This is a genomic window from Pseudomonas sp. 91RF (assembly GCF_003576265.1).
Lineage (GTDB): Bacteria > Pseudomonadota > Gammaproteobacteria > Pseudomonadales > Pseudomonadaceae > Aquipseudomonas > Aquipseudomonas kribbensis.
Window position 1 is genome coordinate 375,034 of record NZ_QWFC01000024.1, and the last position, 22,071, is coordinate 397,104.

Here is a 22,071-nt window from a genome sequence, read left to right on the forward strand (position 1 = left end):
GGGGCGGGCGAACCCGCCCCCTCACAGGTCAAGCGTAGCTTTCGATCGACGGGCAGGCGCAGACCAGGTTGCGGTCGCCGAACACGTTGTCGACGCGACCGACCGGCGGCCAGTACTTGCCTTCGATCAACGACGCCACCGGGTACACCGCTTGCTCGCGGCTGTACGGGTGAGTCCACTCGCCAACCAGCTCTGCAGCGGTGTGCGGAGCGTTCTTCAGCGGGTTGTCGTCCTTGTCCAGGGTGCCGTTTTCCACCGCGCGGATTTCTTCGCGGATGCGGATCATGGCGTCGCAGAAGCGGTCCAGCTCTTCCTTGGATTCACTTTCGGTCGGCTCGATCATCAGCGTGCCGGCCACCGGGAACGACATGGTCGGGGCGTGGAAACCGAAGTCGATCAGGCGCTTGGCAACATCATCGACGCTGATGCCGCTGCTGTCTTTCAATGGACGCAGATCGAGGATGCACTCGTGCGCCACCAGACCGTTGCTGCCGGTGTACAGCACCGGGTAGTGCTCTTCCAGGCGACGGGAAATGTAGTTGGCATTGAGGATCGCCAGTTGCGAGGCGCGCTTCAGACCTGCACCACCCATCATGCGAATGTACATCCAGGTGATCGGCAGAATGCTCGCGCTGCCGAACGGTGCCGCGCAGACCGCGCCTTCCTTGCGTTCCATGTGGCCGTGGCCCGGCAGGAACGGAGTCAGGTGCGATTTCACGCCGATCGGGCCGACACCCGGGCCGCCACCGCCGTGCGGAATGCAGAAAGTCTTGTGCAGGTTCAGGTGCGAGACGTCGCCGCCGAACTTGCCGGGTGCGCAGAGACCGACCATTGCGTTCATGTTGGCGCCGTCGATGTACACCTGGCCGCCGTTGTCGTGAATGATGCCGCAGATTTCGCGGATGCCTTCTTCGAACACGCCGTGGGTCGACGGGTAGGTGATCATCAGCGCCGCGAGGTGTTCGCGGTGCTCGATGGCCTTGGCGCGCAGGTCTTCGATGTCCACGTTGCCACGGGCGTCGCAGGCGGTCACGACCACGCGCATGCCAGCCATGTTGGCGGTGGCCGGGTTGGTGCCGTGGGCGGACGACGGGATCAGGCAGATGTCGCGACGGTCTTCGCCACGGCTCTGGTGATAAGCGCGGATCGCCAAGAGACCCGCGTATTCACCCTGGGAACCGGCGTTCGGCTGCAGCGAGATCGCGTCGTAACCGGTGGCGGCGCAGAGCATCGCTTCCAGTTCGTCAGTCAGTTGCTGGTAACCGGCGCTTTGCTCGGCCGGGGCGAACGGGTGCAGGGCGCCGAATTCGGCCCAGGTCACCGGGATCATTTCACTGGCAGCGTTGAGCTTCATGGTGCACGAGCCCAGCGGAATCATGGTGCGATCCAGCGCCAGGTCCTTGTCCGCCAGTTTGCGCAGGTAGCGCATCAGCTCGGTTTCCGAGTGATAACGGTTGAACACCGGGTGGCTGAGGATCGGCGACTGACGAACCAGCGCAGCCGGAATGGTGCTTTGCACGGCCGCGGCGAGAGCTGCGAAATCAGGCAAAGCCTTGCCGTCGGCGAACAGGCTCCACAGGGTTTCGATGTCGGCCTGGGTAGTGGTTTCGTCGACCGACAGGCCCAGACGCTGGGCATCGATCACCCGCAGGTTGATCTGTTGGGCGCGGGCCTTGTCATGCAGCGCGGCGGTTTGCGCGCCGGTGGCCAGGGTCAGGGTGTCGAAGAAGCTGGTTTGCTCGACGGTCACGCCCAGTGCGCTCAGGCCCTTGGCCAGGATCGCGGTCAGGTTATGCACGCGGTTGGCAATTTGGGTCAGGCCTTTCGGGCCGTGATACACGGCGTACATGCTGGCGATGTTGGCCAGCAGCACTTGCGCGGTGCAGATGTTCGACGTGGCCTTCTCGCGGCGGATGTGTTGCTCGCGGGTCTGCATCGCCAGACGCAGGGCCGGTTTGCCGAAGCGGTCAACCGAGACACCGACCAGACGGCCCGGCATGTCGCGCTTGAATGCATCTTTGGTGGAGAAGTAAGCCGCGTGCGGGCCGCCGAAGCCCAGCGGTACGCCGAAACGTTGGGCGCTGCCGATGGCCACGTCGGCGCCGAATTCGCCCGGCGGAGTCAGCAGGGTCAGGGCCAGCAGGTCGGCGGCCACAGCCACCAGAGCGTTGGCGGCGTGGAAGCGCTCGGTCAGTTCACGGTAGTCGAACACATCACCGTTGCTCGCCGGATATTGCAGCAGGGCGCCGAAGAACGGCGTCACGTCGCTCAGTTCACGCTCGTCGCCGACCACCACTTCAATGCCCAGCGGCTCGGCACGGGTGCGCAGCACGTCGAGGGTTTGCGGGTGGCTGTGGATCGAGGCGAAGAACTGGTGGCTGCCCTTGTTCTTGCTCAGGCGTTTGCAGAAGGTCATGGCTTCGGCAGCGGCGGTGGCTTCGTCGAGCAGGGACGCGTTGGCGATCGGCAGGCCGGTAAGGTCGCTGATCAGGGTCTGGAAGTTCAGCAGCGCTTCGAGACGGCCCTGGGAAATTTCCGGCTGGTACGGCGTATAAGCGGTGTACCAGGCCGGGTTTTCCAGCAGGTTGCGCAGGATCGGCGACGGCGTGTGGCAGTTGTAGTAGCCCTGGCCGATGTAGGTCTTGAACAGCAGGTTCTTGCCGGCGATGCCTTTGATCATTGCCAGGGCATCGGCTTCGCTCAGGCCGTCCTCGAGGCCGAGCACGCTGGTGCCCTTGATGCTTTCCGGGATGACGCTGGCGCTCAGGGCTTCGAGCGAGTCGAAGCCGAGGCTGTTGAGCATGGCTTGCTCGTCACCGGCGCGCGGGCCGATGTGACGGGCGATGAATTCGTTGGCGGTGCCGAGATTAACTTGGGTCATGTCAGGTTCCTCAGGCTTCGGCTTGGGCTTTGATCAGACGGTCGTAGGCGTCCTGATCCAGCAGCTTGGCGACGGCGGAAGCGTCGGCTGGCTTGAAGCGGAAGAACCAGCCTTCGCCCAGCGGATCTTCGTTGACCAGTTCAGGGGCATCTTCCAGCGCCGGGTTCACTGCCAGCACTTCACCATCCAGTGGCATGTACACGCCGCTGGCGGCTTTGACCGATTCCACGGTGGCGGCTTCGGCGCCTTTCTCGTAAGCCTGCAGTTCAGGCAGTTGCACGAAGACCACATCGCCCAAAGCGTTCTGCGCGAAAGCGGTGATGCCAACGGTGACAGAACCATCGGCTTCGGCGCGCAGCCATTCGTGATCTTCAGTAAAACGCAACTCGCTCATGGAATCTCCTAAGGGCCAGACTCGTCTGGTGGACGCGGTGGATTACTTGGGGCGGTAATGCCCTGATTTTATGAGCGGTTACTTAGCAAGAACGCGGCCAACGTAAAAAATATCGTTATAAATCAATGATTTGATATTTTGTCGATGGGCTTTGAGGGTGAGGCTTGTAGCGAAATCGCTACAGCTCGGGGCGAAGAAAAAAGCTGAAGCGGATCAAAGCCTTGCACGGCGGTGATCGGAGAAGGGTGTAGCGATATCGTTCCGCTGTAGCGCTTTCAGTACAGATGGAGGTCGCTTTTGAACGGATTTCGAATCCGCCACATACCTGTGGGAGCGAGCCTGCTCGCGAAGAGGGGGCGCAGCCGCCATCAATGCTGGCTGAACCAGCATCGCGAGCAGGCTCGCTCCCACAGGGAATTTGCGGTGAGATCAGGGTTTGTTGGGGATGCCGTATTTGCGCAATCGGTGCGCGATTGCGGTGTGCGAGGTTTGCAGGCGGCCGGCCAGTTGGCGGGTCGAGGGGTAGCTGACGTAGAGTTTTTCCAGCAGCGATTTCTCGAACGCTTCCACCGCTTCTTCCAGGCTGTCGACGTCGGTGTCGGTCTGCCGCGCCACCGAGGTGCCGGCGATGTCGAGGTCGCCGATGTCCACCAGGCTGCTTTCGCAGATGGCGGCGGCGCGGAAAATCACGTTCTGCAATTGCCGCACGTTGCCCGGCCAGCGGTTGCCGAGCAGCGCCGGGTAAGTGCCCGGGGCGAGGCGGCAGACCGGGCGCTGGATCTGCGCGCAGGCCTGCTGCATGAAGTAGCGCGCCAGCAACAGAATGTCCTGACCGCGTTCGCGCAACGGCGGCACTTCGACGTTGAGCACGTTGAGGCGGTAGAACAGGTCTTCGCGGAACAGGCCTTCGCTGACCATTTTTTCCAGGTCACGGTGGGTTGCGCTGAGGATCCGCACATCGACCTTCACTTCGCGATCACCGCCCACCCGGCGGAAACTGCCGTCGTTGAGAAAGCGCAACAGCTTGGCCTGCAAGTACGGCGACATTTCGCCGATCTCATCGAGAAACACCGTGCCCTGGTTGGCCAGTTCCATCAGCCCCGGTTTGCCGCCCCGTTGTGCGCCGGTGAAGGCGCCGGGGGCGTAGCCGAACAGTTCGCTCTCGGCGAGGTTCTCCGGCAGGGCCGCGCAGTTCAGCGCCAGAAACGGTGCGTTGTGTCGGGCACTGATGGCGTGACAGGCGCGGGCCACCAGTTCCTTGCCGGTACCGGTTTCGCCCTGGATCAGCAGCGGCGCATCGAGGGCCGCCACGCGCTGCGCCCGGGCCTTGAGCGTGCGGATCGGCGGGGACTCGCCGAGCAGCGCGTCGAAGCCTTCGGCGTGATCGTGGTGCAGCGCCGAGAGCTGCTCGCCGATGCGGTTCGGTTGATACAGCGTCAGCAGGGCGCCGGCATCGGTGATCGGTGTGGCGTCCAGCAACAGGGTCTGGCCGTTGACGGTGATTTCCCGCAGCGGCAGGCGGAAACCCTGTTCGAGCAGGGTTTCGAGCAGGCCCGGATCGTTGAACAGCTCCGAGACACTTTCGCCCGCTGGCTCGCGACCGTACAAGGCGATCAGCGCCGGGTTGGCCAACAGCACCTTGCCGGCGCTGTCCAGCGCCAGCACCGGGTCGGTCATCGCCGCGAGCAACGCGTCGAGCTGCAAGTGCCGACGCTGACCGGGGAGGATGTCGACCACCACCACGGCTTCCACGCCGCGCACCCGGAACAGCGCGTCTTTCAACTCTTCGAGCACTTGCGGGCTGAGGGTCGGGGCGTCGATGTAGACGTTCGGCGGGACCATTTCCACCGCATCCAGATTGAGATTGCGTCCACCGAGAATGGCCAGGACTTCCTGGGTGATGCCGACGCGGTCGATGAAACTGACGTGGATGCGCATGGAGTGGTTCTGGGTTCTGGAGTGCGGAGAGGGGCAAGTATGCCTTGGGGCGGGGAATTGGTGAATTCCAGCGCGGAATTTCAGCTCGACACCCAGCTTATGTGGGAGCGAGCCTGCTCGCGATAACGGTGTGTCAGCAAAGAAGATGTCGACAGAAAAAACCGCAATCGCGAGCAGGCTCGCTCCCACAATGGATCTGTGGTGTTCAAGGTAGGGCAGGGTTACTCGAAATGCTCGGGATTAACCGGATCCCCGGATTTCATATTCAACTGCACACGGATGTCTTCAAACATCAAATCGTAATGCTTGTGGACCGAGCCGATCTGGCTGTGGCTCTTGGGGATGCCGTACTTTTCGGCAATCTGCGTCACGTTGCGAGCGAAGTTGTAAGCCTCTTCTTTTGGCAGGAAGAAGGGCTCGTTGACCTCTTTGCCCTGGATGCTTCCAACCAGCCGGAACTGTATCCCTTTGCCTTTTTGCGGATCCTGCGACACCTCGTATTCGAGGCGGATGTTGTAGTTGACGTCATCTTTGGTCAACGCGTGCCGTTCGATGTGCAAATGACCGGGTTCGAACTGGGCCATGGTGTTCTCTCCTTTCAAGGCATGGGAGAAGGGCAGACCTGGAGTCTGCCCCAGTATTTCTTTTTTATCGGTAGGTGATGCCGGGTTTCGAGGTGCTCACCCGCGTACCGGCGGTGCCCTGGACGATGGCTTCGATGTCCGCCAGCGAACCGATTACCGCGACCTTGCCAGTATGGCGTGCAAATTCGCAAGCTGCCTGCACCTTCGGCCCCATGGATCCGGCGGCGAAGCCCAGGCGTTCGAGTTCGTCCGGGTGGGCCTGGGCAATGGCTTTCTCGGTGGGTTTTTTGAAGTCGATGTACGCCGCGTTGACGTCGGTGGCGATCACCAGCAAGTCCGCTTCCAGCTGTTCGGCGAGCAGCGACGAGCACAGGTCCTTGTCGATGACTGCCTCAATGCCTTTGAGGGTGCGCTTTTCGTCGTACATGGTCGGGATGCCGCCACCGCCGGCGCAGATCACGATGCTGCCCTTGTCCAGCAGCCACTTGATCGGGCGGATTTCGAAGATGCGCTTGGGTTTCGGGCTGGCAACCACGCGACGGTATTTGTCACCGTCGGCCTTGACCACCCAGCCTTTCTCTTTGGCCAGGCGCTCGGCTTCTTCTTTGGCATAGACCGGGCCGATGAATTTGGTCGGGTCCTTGAAAGCCGGATCCTTGGGATCGACTTCGACCTGGGTGAGCAGGGTGGCGAACGGGACTTCGAAGTCCAGCAGGTTGCCCAGTTCCTGTTCGATGATGTAGCCGATCATGCCTTCGGTTTCGGCACCGAGCACGTCCAGAGGGTAGGCTTCATCGGGTTTATAGGAGAGGCCCTGCAACGACAGCAGGCCGACTTGCGGGCCATTGCCGTGGGCGATGACCAGTTGATTGCCGGGGTGGATCTTGGCGATTTGCTCGGTGGCGATGCGGATGTTGGCGCGCTGGTTGTCAGCGGTCATCGGCTCGCCACGGCGGAGCAGGGCGTTACCGCCCAGAGCTACGACGATACGCATAATGCAGTCCTTTCAGAATTCGGTGAGCCTGCGGGTGCAGCCTTTGGCGGCGCCCGCAGGTCAGGGGCAACGCTTACAGATCGGCCAGGGTCGACACCAGAATCGCCTTGATGGTGTGCATGCGGTTTTCCGCTTGCTCGAAGGCGATGCAGGCCGGCGACTCGAACACGTCGTCGGTCACTTCGATGCCGTTGGCCAGGTGCGGATACTGTTCGGCGATCTGTTTGCCGACCTTGGTATCGCTGTTGTGGAACGCCGGCAGGCAGTGCATGAACTTGGTGCGCGGGTTGCCAGTGGCTTTCATCAGTTGTGCGTTGACCTGATACGGCAGCAGTTGCTCGATGCGCTCGGCCCAGGCTTCAACCGGCTCACCCATCGATACCCAGACGTCGGTGTGGATGAAGTCCACGCCTTTGACGGCGGCTTTCGGGTCTTCGGTCAGGGTGATGCGGGCGCCGCTTTCCTCTGCGTATTTCTTGCAGCGCTGCACCAGATCATCGTGGGGCCACAGGGCTTTCGGCGCGCAGATGCGCACGTCCATGCCCAGTTTGGCGCCGACCAGCAGCAGCGAGTTGCCCATGTTGTTGCGGGCGTCGCCCAGGTAGGCGTAGCTGATCTCGTGGATCGGCTTGTCGGCGTGCTCACGCATGGTCAGTACGTCGGCGATCATCTGGGTCGGGTGATATTCATCGGTCAGGCCGTTGAACACCGGTACGCCGGCGAACTTTGCCAGCTCTTCGACGATTTCCTGCTTGAAGCCACGGTACTCGATGGCGTCGTACATGCGACCCAGCACGCGGGCTGTGTCCTTCATGCTTTCCTTGTGGCCGATCTGCGAGGAGTTCGGGTCGATGTAGGTGACGTTGGCGCCCTGGTCATAGGCGGCGACTTCGAAGGCGCAGCGGGTGCGGGTCGAGGTTTTTTCGAAGATCAGGGCGATGTTGTTGCCCTTCAGGTGTTGCTGCTCGGTGCCGGTGTACTTGGCGCGTTTCAGGTCGCGGGACAGGTCGAGCAGGTAACGCAGCTCACGTGGGGTGTGGTGTTCCAGGCTGAGCAGGTTACGGTTGTGGATGTTGAAAGCCATGATGGATCTCCTTCGGTGTCGGTTATCCCCCTGGCCGCGCTCGGTTAGCGGCGGCCAGGGCTCAGAGTTTTAGTAGTCGATCGGGTCGCGGATGATCGGGCAGGTCATGCAGTGGCCGCCGCCACGGCCACGGCCCAGTTCGCCGGCGCTGATGGTGATGACTTCCACGCCTGCCTTGCGCAGCAGGGTGTTGGTGTAAGTGTTGCGGTCGTAGCCGATGACCACGCCCGGTTCCACGGCCACCACGTTGTTGCCGTCATCCCATTGCTCGCGTTCGGCGGCGAAGCTGTTGCCGCCGGTTTCCACCACGCGCAGGTTCGGCAGGTTCAGCGAGCTGGCCACGACTTCGAGGAACGTTTTGTTCTCCCGTCGTACGTCCAGACCGTAAGGTTTGCTTTCGTCAGGACGGATGATGAACGGCACGATTTCCTTGACCACTTCCGGGAAGATCGTGACCAGATCGCGGTCGCAGAAGCTGAACACGGTGTCCAGGTGCATCGCCGCGCGGGATTTCGGCAGGCCGGCGACCACGACTTTTTCCACCGCACCCTTGGCGAACAGCGACTGTGCGAGTTGGCCGATGGCCTGGCGTGAGGTGCGCTCGCCCATGCCGATCAACACCACGCCGTTACCGATCGGCATCACGTCGCCGCCCTCGAGGGTGGCTTTGCCGTGGTCCTTGTCCGGGTCGCCGTACCAGACTTCGAAGTCGGCGCCGGTGAAGTCGGGATGGAATTTGTAGATGGCGGTGGTCAGCAGGGTTTCCTGACGACGGGCTGGCCAGTACATCGGGTTGAGGGTCACGCCGCCGTAGATCCAGCAAGTGGTGTCGCGGGTGAACTGGGTGTTGGGCAGCGGGTCGAGCAGGAAGCTGGAGTGGCCCAGGTAGTCGCGGTACATCTTGATCACGCTGGCGCCTTCGCTGTCCGGCAGATCCTCGCCGGCCACTCCGCCGATCAGGAACTCGGCGAGCTTGCGCGGCTCCAGGCCTTCGAGCCAGCTGCGCACTTCGTTGGTCAGGCCGACGCCGACGGTGTCAGGGGTGATCTTGCGATCCAGAATCCATTTCAGCGCTTCAGGGTTGCCGACGATATCGGTCAGCAGGTTGTGCATTTCCAGCACTTCAATCCCGCGCTCGCGCATCTTGGTGACGAAGTCGAAGTGGTCGCGCTTGGCCTGGTTAACCCAGATCACATCGTCAAACAGCAGCTCGTCGCAGTTGCTCGGGGTCAGCCGCTGGTGGGCCAGACCTGGGGAACAAACCATGACTTTGCGCAGTTTGCCGGCTTCGGAATGGACGCCGTACTTGACTTTTTCCGTGGTCATTTCAGTGATCCTCCAGAGATAAAACGTTTGGCAATTACAGAGTCAGGAAGCCGTCGTAGAGACCGTAGGCGGCCACCAGGGCGCCCACGACCACCGCGGCGAAAATCAGCTTCTCGACGTTGGTGAAAACCGGTTGTTTGAGTTCGAGCTTGGCCTTGGCGAACAGGATCGCGCCGGGCGCATAGAGCAGGGCCGAGAGCAGCAGGTACTTCACGCCGCCGGCGTAGAGCAGCCAGACCGCGTAGATCAGGGCGATGCCGCCGATGATCAGGTCCTTGCGGCGTTCGGCCGCGAAGCCTTCGTAGCTTTCGCCACGTACCGCCAGCAGCAGGGCGTAGGCCGCCGACCACAGGTACGGCACCAGAATCATCGAAGTGGCGAGGTAGATCAGCGACAGGTAAGTGCTGGCCGAGAACAGGGTGATGATCAGGAACAGCTGGACCATTGCGTTGGTCAGCCACAGGGCGTTGACCGGCACGTGGTTGGCGTTCTCCTTGCGCAGGAACTCCGGCATGGTGTGGTCCTTGGCGGCGGCGAACATGATCTCCGCGCACAGCAGCACCCACGACAGCAACGCACCCAGCAGCGAGATGATCAGACCGACGCTGATCAGCACCGCGCCCCAGTGACCGACCACGTGCTCCAGCACGGCGGCCATCGACGGGTTCTGCAGTTTGGCCAGTTCCGGTTGGGTCATGATGCCCAGCGACAGCACGTTCACCAGCACCAGGAACAGCAGCACAGTGATGAAGCCGATCACGGTGGCTTTACCCACGTCCGAACGTTTTTCTGCCCGAGCCGAGAAGATGCTCGCGCCTTCGATGCCGATGAACACCCACACGGTGACCAGCATCATGTTGCGCACCTGGTTCATCACGCTGCCCAGGTCCGGGTTTTTCACGCCCCAGATGTCGGCGGTGAAGATGTCCAGTTTGAAGGCGAAAATCGCGATCAGGACGAACAGCAGCAGCGGCACGACCTTGGCGACGGTGGTCACCAGGTTGATGAACGCCGCTTCCTTGATCCCGCGCAGCACCAGAAAGTGCACGGCCCACAGCAGCACCGAGGCACCAATCACCGCAGCAACGGTGTTGCCTTCACCGAAAATCGGGAAGAAATAACCGAGGGTGCTGAACAGCAGAACGAAGTAACCGACGTTGCCCAGCCAGGCACTGATCCAGTAGCCCCAGGCGGACGAGAAACCCATGTAGTCGCCGAAACCGGCCTTGGCGTAGGCGTACACGCCGCCGTCCAGGTCAGGTTTGCGATTGGCGAGGGTTTGAAAGACGAAAGCGAGGGTGAGCATGCCGACGGCGGTGATGGCCCACCCGATGAGTACCGCACCGACGTCGGCGCTGGCGGCCATGTTTTGTGGCAAAGAGAATATCCCGCCACCGATCATTGATCCGACTACCAGGGCAACCAGTGCACCTAGTCGTAGTTTTCCGGGAGCTTCAGACATTGCATGACTCCATTGCAGGAGAGAAGAGTTCACAGCGTAGTTCTGTTGACTGTTCAAACAGCTGACATAGATCAGTGCATGGCCACATTCCATTGTTAATGAATGACTTAATGAATCCACTGCAGGCATAAGGCTACTGTCTGGAAGGCCCGTCCCAGAGGCCTTTGGTCGATATGGTTGGGAATGGATCCTATTACTTTCGAGTTATGACGCTAGTTGCTTTTCGGGTTTTGGCAAATTTTTCACATCTGTTTTCAGTACAGAATTGATTTATTAGGATCGGCGCACAAAACTGACTTAACGTGCTAGGCGTTAGCGTCATCCGCTATATATAAGTGGGCGTTTGTTGGCATTACCTGATAAACGTCTTCGACTGTTAGCCGTTTAGTTAATAGTTGTTACAAATAAAACCTCACCACATCTTTCAAAGAGATTTGTATGTCGCAACCGACGCAAAAGCTGCGCCTTGGCGCGCTGATCGCCCTGGTGGTGGGTTCGATGATTGGCGGGGGGATTTTTTCCTTGCCGCAGAACATGGCGGCTCGTGCCGATGCCGGCGCCATCCTGATCGGCTGGGGAATTACCGCCATCGGCATGCTGACCCTGGCGTTCGTGTTCCAGACCCTGGCCAACCGCAAGCCGGAGCTGGATTCCGGCGTCTACGCCTATGCCAAGGCTGGATTCGGCGATTACATGGGGTTCTCTTCGGCGTGGGGTTACTGGATCAGTGCCTGGCTGGGCAACGTTGGCTATTTCGTGTTGTTGTTCAGCACCCTCGGCTACTTCTTTCCGGTGTTCGGTCAGGGCAACACGCCGATCGCCATCGGTTGCGCCTCGGTGCTGCTGTGGGCCGTACACTTTCTGGTGATGCGCGGGATCAAGGAGGCGGCGTTCATCAACCAACTGACCACTGTGGCCAAGATCGTGCCGCTGGTCATGTTCATCGTCATCGCTGCCGTGGCGTTCAAGGCCGACATCTTTACCCGCGACATCTGGGGCCGCAGCAACCCGAATTTCGGCGGGGTGATGGATCAGGTGCGCAACATGATGCTGGTGACGGTGTTCGTGTTCATCGGTATCGAAGGCGCCAGCGTGTATTCGGCGCGGGCCGAGAAACGTTCGGATGTCGGCCGGGCCACGGTGATCGGGTTCATTGGTGTGCTGGCGCTGCTGGTGCTGGTCAACGTGCTGTCGCTGGGGATCATGAGTCAGCCGGAACTGGCGACCCTGCAGAACCCTTCGCTGGCGGCGGTGCTGGAACACATCGTCGGGCCGTGGGGCGCGCTGGCGATCAGTATCGGTCTGGCGATTTCATTGCTTGGTGCGTTGCTGTCGTGGGCGCTGCTGTGCGCCGAAATCCTCTTCGCCACGGCCAAGGACAAGACCATGCCGGCGTTCCTGAAAAAGGAAAACGCCAACCATGTGCCGGTCAATGCGCTGTGGCTGACCAACGTGATGATCCAGATTTTCCTGCTGATCACGCTGTTTTCCGCCGGCACTTACACCAGCCTGATCTACCTCGCTTCGTCGATGATTCTGGTGCCGTACCTGTGGTCGGCGGCCTATGCGGTGCTGTTGAGCGGGCGCGGCGAAACCTACGAACATGCCTCGGCCGAACGTACCAAGGACCTGCTGATCGGCGGCATCGCCCTGTGCTACGCGGTGTGGTTGCTGTATGCCGGCGGGGTGAAATACCTGCTGTTGTCAGCGTTGCTGTATGCCCCGGGGGTGATCCTGTTCGCCAAGGCCAAGCATGAGCAGGGCGAGCCGCTGTTCACCACCATCGAAAAGGGGATTTTCACCTGCGTGATCGCCGGGGCCGGGCTCGCGGCCTACGGGTTGTACAGCGGTTTGCTGTCACTGTGAGGCTGCGGCTCGAATACCAGGCGCCCTACGACTGGCCGGCGATGTTCGAGTTTCTGGCGGCGCGGGCTGTGGTCGGGATGGAGGCGGTGATCGATGGTGTGTATTCGCGCAGCATCGGGTTGAACGGCGTGCATGGCACGGTTTCGGTCTGGCCCGGTGACGGTGATGCGCTGGAGGTCGAGCTGGACTTCACCGATCCGTCAGCGGTTCCCGAGATCATCATGCGCTTGCATCGGCTGTTCGATCTGGACGCGGATCTGCCGACAATGCAGCGCCATCTGGCGACGGACACGCTGCTGGCGCCATTGATTGCCGAACGCCCGGGGTTGCGGGTGCCGGGGGCGTGGGACGGACTGGAGCTGGCGTTTCGGGCGGTGCTGGGGCAGCAGATTACGGTGGTCGGGGCGATCCGGCTGGCGGGGAAACTGGTGGCGCAGTATGGCGAGCCATTGCGCTCAACAGTGCCGGGATTGACTCATGCATTTCCCGACGCGGCGGTTCTGGCGAAGGCCGATCTGGCGGCGCTGGGCATGCCGAAAAGTCGAGGACGGACCTTGTCCGGGGTGTCGCAGGCGTTGCTGGATGATCCGCTGCTGTTTGAATCCGGGACCGCGCGGTTGCTGGCGCTGAACGGGATCGGCGACTGGACGGCGCAATACATTGCCCTGCGGCAGTTGCGGGATATGGACGGGTTTCCGACCGGGGATGTGGGGTTGCTGCGGGCGCTCGAGGTGCTGGAGGGAACGCGGATGACGGCGCGGGAATTGTCTGCCCGCGCCGAGATTTGGCGGCCGTATCGCGGGTATGCGGCGCAGGTGTTGTGGACATCGTCGAGTCGTGCGGATTGATACCCGCACACATTCAAATCCATCGCGGTTGATGTGAACCCAACTCAGTGGCCGGCAATGCCCACTGCAATGGCGTCCCGCAGATCTTCAATGGCGCTTGCAGCCGATGCGCCAGCCCCCAAGGCGTCTGCTCCATCTGCAAACTCTGATCCTTTGCATCTTCCGGACGCAGCACTTCGTTCGTGCCCGGCCCATGCTCGATCAACAACTTCGCCGTCCGCGCCAGCGACAGTCGCGCGGACCCACCTCGACCACTGCGCAGCCTTTCAGCCAGCAACCTGATCACACTCGCCGCCATCAGATACCCCGTCGCATGATCCAGCGCCTGTACCGGCAGCGGTGTCGGTTTGTCAGCCTGCTTCCAGCGCTGTCCCGCCTCGGCAATCCCGCTGCTCATCTGCACCAGGCTGTCGAAGCCCCGGCGGTTCTGCCACGGGCCGCTCCAGCCATAGGCATTCAGGCAGACATCGATCAGTCCCGGTGCCAGTTGTCGGCGACGTTCGGCACCGAAACCGAGATGCTCAAGCGCATCGGCGCGATAGCCATGCAGCAGAATGTCAGCGTCCTTGAGCAAACCTTCAAACACCGCACGATCTGCCGGTTGATGCAGATCCAGTCGTGCACAGCGTTTACCCAGGGTCACTTCCGGCACCACGCCGGGTTCGTTCCAGGTCGGCGGGTCGATGCGCAGGACATTGGCGCCGAGCCCCGCGAGAAAGCGGCTGGCAGTAGGTCCGGCGAGGACGCGGGTCAGATCGAGCACCTTGAGCCCGGCCAATGGCTGCGCCACAGAGCCTTGCCAGAGTTGACGACTTTCATCTTTCCCATCACTGAAATGCACCAAGGGTTCGGCGTTCACCGCCAATCCTTGCGGGTGTTTCTGCCACTGTTCCCAACTGCGCATTTCGGCAGCGCAACCCTTGGCCTCGACCACCGCTTGCTCCAGATCGGCACTGGTCCATTGCGCGACTTTCGCGGCCATGGCCGCACGGTCGGCACAGGCACCCAGCACGCTTTCAGCGGCGGCGCGGTGATGCGGGGCGTTGGTGTGCAGGCGGATCCAGCTGTCCCGGGTCGCGTAGTCGCCAGCCACAGGGTCCCACAGCGGCGGCACTTCCCAACCTATCGGACGCAGCGAAGTGGCGAACCAGAACGAGGCGAGGCGGCGGTCAACTTCTACGTCGGGCAGTTGGCCGGTCTGCTGCCGGAGCAATTCGCCGACCGCTTGTCCGGCCGCGGCGATGCTCGCGCAGGCAAGGTCGGTGACGGCAAACGCCGAGGGCAGGGCGCCCTCGCCGGTGAACGGAATCGGCGTGCTGGGCAAGCCGAGTGCGGCTTGAATGGACGTGAGCAGATCAGTCATCGAAGGCCCTCCGGGAGAGGGCCTGATCATAGATCAAATCAGACGCGGAACTGATCCATCAATTTCATCTGCTGACTGGCCAGGGCGTTGAGCTGGCTGCTGATCGCCGCCGATTCGGTGGCCTGTTCGGTCAGGGTTTCGGTGACGGTACGGATCGCCGAGACGTTGCGGTTGACCTCTTCGGCCACGGCGCTTTGTTGTTCGGCGGCGCTGGCGATCTGCAGGTTCATGTCGCTGATGACGGTGACCGCGTCGCTGATCTTTCCGAGGGCGTCCACGGCCTGGCGGATCTGCCCGGCGTTGTTGTGGGCCTGGGTCTGGCTCGAATGCATGGTCGCGACCACGCCACGGGTGCCGGTCTGGATACGTTCGATCACCAGGCGGATCTCCTCGACCGAGTCCTGAGTGCGCTTGGCCAGGTTACGCACTTCGTCGGCCACCACCGCAAAACCGCGACCGCTTTCACCGGCACGGGCCGCTTCGATCGCGGCGTTCAGCGCCAGCAGGTTGGTCTGTTCGGCGATGCTGCGGATCACTTCCAGCACCGAACCGATCTGCTCGCTGTTGACCGCCAGTTCTTCGACCTCGGTCACCGCTTTGCTGACTTCATCGGCCAGTTGATTGATGTCGCGGGTGCTGCGCTCGATGATCGACATCCCGTCCTTGGCCGACTGATCAGCGCCTTTCGCCGCGTTGGCCGCGTTCGAAGCGCTGTTGGCCACGTCGTGGGCGGTGGCGCTCATTTCGTTGGAGGCGGTGGCCACCTGATCGATTTCGCGGAACTGCACCTGCATGCCTTCGCTGGTCTGGCGGGCGATTTCCGACGATTGATCGGCGGTGCCTCGGGCCTCGGTGATGCTCTGTTTGATCTGGGCGATGGTCGGTTGCAGCTTGTCGAGGAAGCGGTTGAACCAGTTCACCAGTTCGCCGAGTTCATCTTTTTTGGTGTAGTTCAGGCGCTGGGTCAGATCGCCTTCGCCGCTGGCGATGTTCTTCAGCATTTCGGCGACGCTGTTGATCGGACGGGTCACGCCGGAGGCGGTGAGCCAGATCAGTACCAGGCCGATCAGACCGGCGATCACGGCCACCGCCAACGCGGTCATCACGCCGGTTTGCTGAGCATCGTCGAGCACCGCTTGCAGCTTGACCGAGTCGGCCAGCAGCACTTGTTTCGGCAGGTCGATGACCACGCCCCAGGCGCGAGAGTTGCCGATCGGATCGACCGGGTATACGGCGCGGATCAGGTCGCCCTGTTCGAGAATCTTCGGTGTGCCGGCGCTCAGCAGTTGCAGGATGTCCTTGCCTTCGGCGCCAAGGGTTTCGGCGATGCCTTTGCCGACCTTGGTCGCGTCGGTGCTGTAGGCGCCGAGCACGCCGCTGCCGGAGACGATCAGCATGTGCCCGGCACCGTTGAACAGTTCGCGCTGGGAACCCACGGCCGCCGCTTGCAGTGCATCAAGGGCGATGTCGACGCCGACCACGCCGATAGCCTTGCCATCCACCAGCAGCGGCACGGCAATGGTGGTCATGAGCATTTCCTTGCCGCCCACGGTGTCGGCGTAAGGGTCGAGCAGGCAGGTGCGCTTGTTGTCGCGAGGGCAGGTGTACCAGCTGTTGTAAGGCGTGCCGCTGACGCTGAGGGTGGTCTTGGTCATGTCTTCTTCGACCATGATCGTGTTCAGCGCAGATCCGGCGGCCCGGCTCCAGTAGGTGGCGAAGCGCCCGGCTTCGTTGGACTGGCGCGCCGCGTCGTTGACGAACTCGCTGTCCTTGCCGTCCAGCCCGTTGGGTTCGAAGGCCAGCCAGATGCCCAGCACTTTGCTGTTGCGCTCGAACGCGGTTTTCAGGCTCAGGTTCAACTCTTCACGCAAGGCGCCGGCGTCCAGCGAACGCTTGGCGGCCATGACGCGCATGTCCTTGATCTGGTCGGCCAGTGCGGTGATCACCAGCAGGCTCTCGCCGAAGGTTTTCTGCACCTGCACCGCCTGTTCGGCCGCCTTGGCCTGCAGCAGGTTCTGCACGCTGGCGGTGAGCATCTTGCTGCTCGAATCGCTGACCAGTTCGTCGTTCTGGTTGGTCTGGTAGATGTTGATGCCGACGATCAGCGCAACCACGCCGAGCAGGCAGAGCCCGGACAGCAGGACGATTTTCAGGCGAATGGACAGGGAGTCGAACATGGGACGTTCTCGCGAATGAATGAACTGTTGCCTACGGGGCACGGAGTTGCCCGGTTCGCCAAATCCATTCAGCGCCATTCAATGCTCATCGGCGCGGGGCGAGGGTGCATGAGGCGCAGGCCGACGAACGGTCACGGCAAAACGTTTGCGCGGGCAAAAGCCCTGAAAAGAGGGGGTAAATCAGGAAATCTTCGGCAGCGATTCCGGTCGCGACCAGATCCACAGGTTACCCAGGGTCATGCCGGCAATCGCCAGGTAAACCGGCCAGCCGTGATCGAGCATCACCAGCATCAGGGTCGCGCACAGCAGCATGCTCACCGTGGCGCTGACCTTGGCCTTGCGGGCGATGATCTTGCCGTTGCGCCAGTTGCTCAGGATCGGCCCGAACAGCCGATGGTTTTCCAGCCAGGCACTCAGGCGCGGCGAACTGCGGGTCGCGGCCCAGGCGGCGAGCAGGATGAATTCGGTGGTCGGCAGGCCGGGCACGACGATGGCGATCAGGCCGATGCCGAGGCTGACATAGGCGAGCAGGCCGAACAGCAGGCGGGCGAGTCGGGAGGAGGCGGGTTGGGGCATGGGCTCGAGGTGTGTGAGGCGAAACGGGGATTCTACAGACTTGCTCGGTTCCCATGTGGGAGCGAGCCTGCTCGCGATGGCGGTATATCAGTCGACATCTGAATTGAATGTCAGGCCGCAATCGCTAGCAGGCTAGCTCCCACAGTGGGTAGTGGCGTGGCTTCAGGCCGGCTCGGCTTCCGTGGCGTAAGCCTGTTCCAGCAGCACGGTGAAGCGGTTGAACGCGTCGATCGCGCCTTGCTCCACTTCGGCTTCTTCTTCGGCAGTGAATTGCAGCGAATCGAGGGTGCGCACGAAGCTCTTCCAGCCTTCGGCGCGACCGCCTTCAGGCTCGCCCAGGTGACGGGCGCCGAAGGTTTCATTCAGCTCCAGGGCAACAGCGCGTTTGATCAGGAACGCCGCGCCGAGCTTGGAACCCTCGGACACGAAGATCCAGCCCAGGGCGCGGGCCTTGCTCGGGTTTTTCACCGCGCCGGCAACGGGCGCAGGCACTTCGGTGTCCAGGTCAGCGAGGTCGGCCTTGGCCGCTTCGGCGCGGCAGCGGGCCGGCAGGTCAGGGACGATGGCGGTCAGTTCGGCATCGTTGTACAGCGAGACCAGTTCCGACTGGAACAGGTACTGCGCGACCACGAAACGGGCGAAATTGGCGCGGGTCTCGAACGGCGCGTGGGCCTTGACCAGCGCATCGAGCTTGCTGTGCGGCTCGTGAGTGATCTGGTTCAGGCGTTGTGAACGCAGGGCTTTTTCCGGGGTGCTCATGAGATGTCCTTGATAAAAGAGGCGCTTGATAACGAGACGAACGGGCAAGCGCCGGACAGTAAAAAAACCTCACGGCGCGACAATGCACGCGCCGTGAGGTCATCCGGATCAGATGTCCCAGACCAGGTTGATCGCGAAGTTGCGACCCGGCTGGGTCAGGCGATCGAGGTTGGCCGGTTGTGTCACCGACGCTTCGCCGACGCTGTCGTAACCGCGCACGTCATCCCACAACCAGTACTTCTTGTCGGTCAGGTTGTAGATGCCGCCGCTGACGGTGACGTCGTCGGTGACCTTGTAGTAGCCGGCCAGATCGAGAATGCCGAAGCCCGGGGACTTGAATTGACTGCTGACACCGTCCGGCGACTTGAAGTTGGTGTCGTCGACGCGATCCTTTTTCTTCACCACGGTCCAGCTCAGCAGGCCGCCGTAGTTGTCCTGGTCATAACCCAGACCGAATACGCCGGTCAGCGGATTGACGCTGTTCAACGGCTCGCCGTTGTCGTTGTTACGTCCGTAGGCGTAGGAGATCGAACCCTGGGTGTACAGACCTTGCGGCGCACCGAAGGAATCCAGGTTCAGGCGACCTTTGACTTCGGCACCCTTGATGGTGGCGTGCTTGATGTTGCTGGACTGGAAGGTCAGCTCGCTATAGCCCGGGGTGACGGCGTCTTCATTGATGAAGTCGCGGTACTTGTTATAGAACACCGCCACGTCGAACGAGCCTTGCTCGAAGTTGCCGCGCAGGCCGGTTTCATAGCTTTTGCTTTTTTCCGGTTCCAGGTCCGGGTTCGGCGCCACGTTGTAGCCGGTGGTGCTGTTCTCGAAGCGACCGTACAGCGCTTTCGCGGTCGGAGTGCGGAAGCCTTCGGCGTACTGGCCGTACCAGGTGTAGTTGTCGGTCAGGGCGTAGGTCAGGCCGAATTTCGGCGAGACTTTATGCCAGGTCTTGTTCTCGTCGCTGACCGTGCCTTTGCCATCGGCAGCCACGGTGTTGAGGAATTCCTGAGTGATGTGCGGCTTGAGCTGGGTGTAGTCGTAGCGCAGGCCGGGCAGGAAGGTCCACTTGTTCCAGCTGATCTGATCCTGGGCGAACAGGCTGTAGGTGTTGATGGTCGGGTCCGGGAAGTCGCTGGACTTCTTCAGCACGTCCGCCGCACTGGTGGCGCCGATGGCGGTGCAGCCGCGACCGACTGCCAGGCACTTGCCGTCGCCGCTGCGTGAACCGGTGACTTTCTGCTGTTTGATCGTGGTGCCGTAGGTCAGCACGTGATCGGTGTCACCGATAGCGAATGCCTTGTCCAGTTGCGCATCGAACACCCACTGTTTTTCCTCGTAGATCGTGTCGCGGGTACGCAGCACTTTACGGGTCATCGGGTAGTAGAACTCTTCGGTGCTCTGGTCGGTCTTGGCGACCTGGTGGTTGAGGCTCCACTTCACGTTGTCGGCCAGCAGGCTGTCGAGGGCGAAGCTGTGTTCCAGGCCGAAACGCTCACGGGTGACGGTGTCGTTGCCGGTACGCCACTGGTACATGCCGCCGGGCAGCACGCTGTTCGGAATGGTCGGAGCGCCATTGAAGAACGGGCCGCCGTAAGCACTTTTCTGATCGGTGTCGCGATCATCCTTGTACTTCTCGTAGGTCAGGCCCAGACGCGAACCTTCGTTGTAGTTCCAGCCGATCTTGGCCAGCACGTTGGAGGCTTTCACGTCTTCCGGGTTGGCGGCGGTGCGCTCAAGACCGGTGCCGTTGTTGCTGCCGTAGGAATCGGTTTCATGACCATCGCGCTGGCTGTAGTGCAGCAAGCCGTCGAACTGCTCGGCGCGACCGGCAACGGTGGCGGATTTCAGCCAGCTGTCGTCGGCGGAGCTGTAGCCGGTCTTCAGGCGGGCGCCGACGTCTTGGCCGGGCTTGATGATGTCGTCCGGGTCGAGGGTGTAGTAGCTGACCGCGCCGCCGATGGCGTTGCTGCCGTACAGCACCGAGGCCGGACCGCGGAGGATTTCCACGCGTTTGACGATTTCCGGGTCGACGTAATTGCGCTGGGTCTTGGCGTACGGGCCGTTGAAGAAGCCGTCCGGTACTTCGACACCATCCACTTGAGTCAGGATGCGGTCACCGTCGATGCCGCGAATGTTGTAACCGCTGATACCGCCGCGCTGACCGGCGCCGCCGACGGACACGCCCGGCTCGTAGCGCACCAGATCCTTGATGGTGTTGACGTTGTTGCGGTCCAGGTCCTGACGGGTCTGTACGGTGACGGTGGCCGGCACGCTGTTGACCGACTGTTCCTGACGGGTGGCGCTGATGGTTACCTGATCGAGGTTGAGCGCGCCGCTGTTGTTGCGTTTTTCCAGCACGACATTGTTGTTGCTCAGCTTGCGGAAGCTCAGGTTGGTCCCCACCAACAGACGCTCCAGGGCTTTTTCCGGTGGCAGCGAACCGCGCACGCCCGGCGACGACACGCCTTTACCCAATTCAGCCGGCAAGCCGACCTGCCAGCCGGTGACGGCGGTGAACGCGTTGAGCGCCGACACCAGCGATTGCTGGCCGATGGCGAACGAGTAATCGCCCATGTTGCGTGCCGGTTGCTCGGTGGCGGCCATCAGTGGCGCGGTGCCGGCCATCAGGATGGCGGCGGTCAGCAACGACAGCACGCGGGAAGGGGAAGAAGTCTGGCGGGTAAGGCGTGAGGACATCGATAGCGCTCCGTGTCGCACGAATCTTTATAGGTGCTGATTCACGTCCGAAGATGCGAATCAATTGCATTGGCTATAACGAGACGAACGAGCTTTGGCTATCGAGTAAAAATAATTCTCATTTAGTTCAGGATCACCAGCGCCGGGAACTCCTGAAGCTTGGCCGAGGTGATGTGAGCGAGCGAACGCACCACGTCCAGCGGCTGGTCGAGGCGGTAATTGCCGGTGACGGCGACGTCGGCCAGGTGTTCGTTGGTGTTGATGATGAAACCCGGGTAGTAGCGGCGCAGTTCCGCCAGCACCTGGTTCAACGGGCAGTTTTCGAAGATCAACCGACCCTGCACCCACGCCAGATCCGTAGCGGCGTCGACCTTGGCCGGCCGGTCGAAACCGTTTGGACCGATGCGGATGCTTTCCCCAGCGGACAGGCGTACCCGCGCATCGTCGCGGGTCGCGCGCAGATCGACATCGCCACGCTGCACCCGAACCTGCGCCACACCGTCCAGATAACGCACGGCGAACGCGGTGTCGCGCACGCTGGCTTTTACCGGCCCGGCGTCGATTTCCAGCGGCTGGTTGCGGCTGGCCGGGATCTCGAAAAACGCTTCGCCCTGATACAGGCGCGCCACGCGCTGACGATCGTTGATCGTGCTGGAGAAGGCGGAATTGGTGTTGAGCAGGACTTTCGAACCGTCCTCAAGTTGCAAACGTTGCCGCTCGCCGACCACGGTCAGGTGATCGGCCTGCAGACGCATCGGCAGGTTACTGAAACTGAACAGACCGAGAATCAGCACCGCAGCGGTGGCCAGCGGTTTCCAGTGCGGGCGCAGGCGTGTGAGGACGGTGACTTTCTTCGGTCTGGCCGCGAGGTCTTGTGCGCACTGGGCGATCTGCGGACCGTCCCAGATTGACTGGGCCTTGGCGAATGCCTGGGCGTTCAACGGATCGGCCGCCAGCCAGGCATGAAACTGCCGGGTCTGCTCCTCGTCCGGGCTGCCGAGCACGATGAGCCAGTCCAGAGCCTGGTCCATTGCGTTGGCGGCGTCCTGCGCCGTGTCGGGCGAAGGAGGGCGGTGGGTGTCCGTCACGGTGTTTCCTCGGCAGTGTCTGTGCACGGCTGTTTTT

Annotated in this window: 16 protein-coding genes and 1 pseudogene; 2 read left to right on the forward strand and 15 right to left on the reverse strand. The window is 61.9% G+C overall.

Going from position 1 to position 22,071, the window contains the following annotated elements; genetic code table 11:
• Window positions 1-28 precede the first annotated feature (28 nt).
• The 8 genes from gcvP to arcD (DXT77_RS12945) all read right to left on the reverse strand — a co-directional run bounded on the left by gcvP (window position 29) and on the right by arcD (DXT77_RS12945) (window position 10,663).
• Complete coding sequence (gene gcvP / locus DXT77_RS12910; RefSeq protein ID WP_119427861.1) at window positions 29-2,881, reverse strand: aminomethyl-transferring glycine dehydrogenase; 2,853 nt, start codon at window positions 2,879-2,881, stop codon at window positions 29-31.
• A 10-nt stretch (window positions 2,882-2,891) separates the two neighbouring features.
• On the reverse strand, window positions 2,892-3,275 hold the full coding sequence (gcvH, locus tag DXT77_RS12915; RefSeq protein ID WP_119427862.1) for a glycine cleavage system protein GcvH: 384 nt from the start codon (window positions 3,273-3,275) through the stop codon (window positions 2,892-2,894).
• A gap of 429 nt (window positions 3,276-3,704) precedes the next feature.
• Window positions 3,705-5,213 carry a sigma-54-dependent transcriptional regulator gene (locus DXT77_RS12920; RefSeq protein ID WP_085709635.1) on the reverse strand — a complete coding sequence of 503 codons (1,509 nt, stop codon included), beginning with the start codon at window positions 5,211-5,213 and terminating at the stop codon, window positions 3,705-3,707.
• 221 nt (window positions 5,214-5,434) lie between these two features.
• Window positions 5,435-5,797 carry a DUF5064 family protein gene (locus DXT77_RS12925; RefSeq protein WP_119427863.1) on the reverse strand — a complete coding sequence of 121 codons (363 nt, stop codon included), beginning with the start codon at window positions 5,795-5,797 and terminating at the stop codon, window positions 5,435-5,437.
• Window positions 5,798-5,861: 64 nt separating this feature from the next.
• Window positions 5,862-6,791 carry a carbamate kinase gene (arcC, locus tag DXT77_RS12930; RefSeq protein ID WP_119427864.1) on the reverse strand — a complete coding sequence of 310 codons (930 nt, stop codon included), beginning with the start codon at window positions 6,789-6,791 and terminating at the stop codon, window positions 5,862-5,864.
• Window positions 6,792-6,864: 73 nt separating this feature from the next.
• The gene (locus DXT77_RS12935; protein ID WP_025126828.1) at window positions 6,865-7,875 is read right to left on the reverse strand and encodes an ornithine carbamoyltransferase; all 1,011 of its coding nucleotides are present in this window, start codon (window positions 7,873-7,875) and stop codon (window positions 6,865-6,867) included.
• A gap of 69 nt (window positions 7,876-7,944) precedes the next feature.
• Window positions 7,945-9,201, reverse strand: a complete 1,257-nt coding sequence (arcA, locus tag DXT77_RS12940; protein ID WP_119427865.1) for an arginine deiminase — start codon at window positions 9,199-9,201, stop codon at window positions 7,945-7,947.
• Between the two features lie 34 nt (window positions 9,202-9,235).
• The gene (gene arcD, locus DXT77_RS12945) at window positions 9,236-10,663 is read right to left on the reverse strand and encodes an arginine-ornithine antiporter (RefSeq protein WP_096818272.1); all 1,428 of its coding nucleotides are present in this window, start codon (window positions 10,661-10,663) and stop codon (window positions 9,236-9,238) included.
• A gap of 438 nt (window positions 10,664-11,101) precedes the next feature.
• On the opposite strand from arcD (DXT77_RS12945), the gene arcD (DXT77_RS12950) reads away from it, so the two are divergent.
• Window positions 11,102-12,529 (forward strand): arginine-ornithine antiporter, encoded by a 1,428-nt coding sequence (gene arcD / locus DXT77_RS12950; protein ID WP_119427866.1) that lies wholly within the window; start codon window positions 11,102-11,104, stop codon window positions 12,527-12,529.
• The gene (locus tag DXT77_RS12955) at window positions 12,526-13,377 is read left to right on the forward strand and encodes a DNA-3-methyladenine glycosylase (protein WP_119427867.1); all 852 of its coding nucleotides are present in this window, start codon (window positions 12,526-12,528) and stop codon (window positions 13,375-13,377) included. Before arcD (DXT77_RS12950) ends, DXT77_RS12955 begins: the two co-directional genes overlap by 4 nt.
• A 13-nt stretch (window positions 13,378-13,390) precedes the next feature.
• On the opposite strand, the gene DXT77_RS12960 is transcribed toward DXT77_RS12955, so the two are convergent.
• The 7 genes and pseudogenes from DXT77_RS12960 to DXT77_RS12985 all read right to left on the reverse strand — a co-directional run bounded on the left by DXT77_RS12960 (window position 13,391) and on the right by DXT77_RS12985 (window position 22,034).
• Window positions 13,391-14,740: a CoA transferase gene (locus tag DXT77_RS12960; protein ID WP_119427868.1), complete on the reverse strand. Its 1,350-nt coding sequence runs from the start codon at window positions 14,738-14,740 to the stop codon at window positions 13,391-13,393.
• A gap of 38 nt (window positions 14,741-14,778) precedes the next feature.
• Window positions 14,779-15,534, reverse strand: coding sequence for a methyl-accepting chemotaxis protein (locus DXT77_RS30375; RefSeq protein WP_372238676.1), 756 nt, complete (start codon window positions 15,532-15,534; stop codon window positions 14,779-14,781).
• Window positions 15,535-15,636: 102 nt separating this feature from the next.
• Window positions 15,637-16,995: pseudogene (locus DXT77_RS30380) on the reverse strand (HAMP domain-containing protein); the annotation flags it as partial.
• Window positions 16,996-17,097: 102 nt separating this feature from the next.
• On the reverse strand, window positions 17,098-17,493 hold the full coding sequence (locus DXT77_RS12970) for a YbaN family protein (protein WP_119427870.1): 396 nt from the start codon (window positions 17,491-17,493) through the stop codon (window positions 17,098-17,100).
• A gap of 162 nt (window positions 17,494-17,655) precedes the next feature.
• Window positions 17,656-18,252 (reverse strand): biliverdin-producing heme oxygenase, encoded by a 597-nt coding sequence (locus DXT77_RS12975; RefSeq protein ID WP_119427871.1) that lies wholly within the window; start codon window positions 18,250-18,252, stop codon window positions 17,656-17,658.
• A gap of 108 nt (window positions 18,253-18,360) precedes the next feature.
• A complete protein-coding gene (locus DXT77_RS12980) occupies window positions 18,361-20,946 on the reverse strand; it encodes a TonB-dependent receptor (RefSeq protein ID WP_119427872.1) in 2,586 nt (861 codons plus the stop codon).
• A gap of 122 nt (window positions 20,947-21,068) precedes the next feature.
• Entirely contained in the window at window positions 21,069-22,034 is a 966-nt protein-coding gene (locus DXT77_RS12985; protein WP_119427873.1) for a FecR domain-containing protein, read from the reverse strand.
• Window positions 22,035-22,071 lie beyond the last annotated feature (37 nt).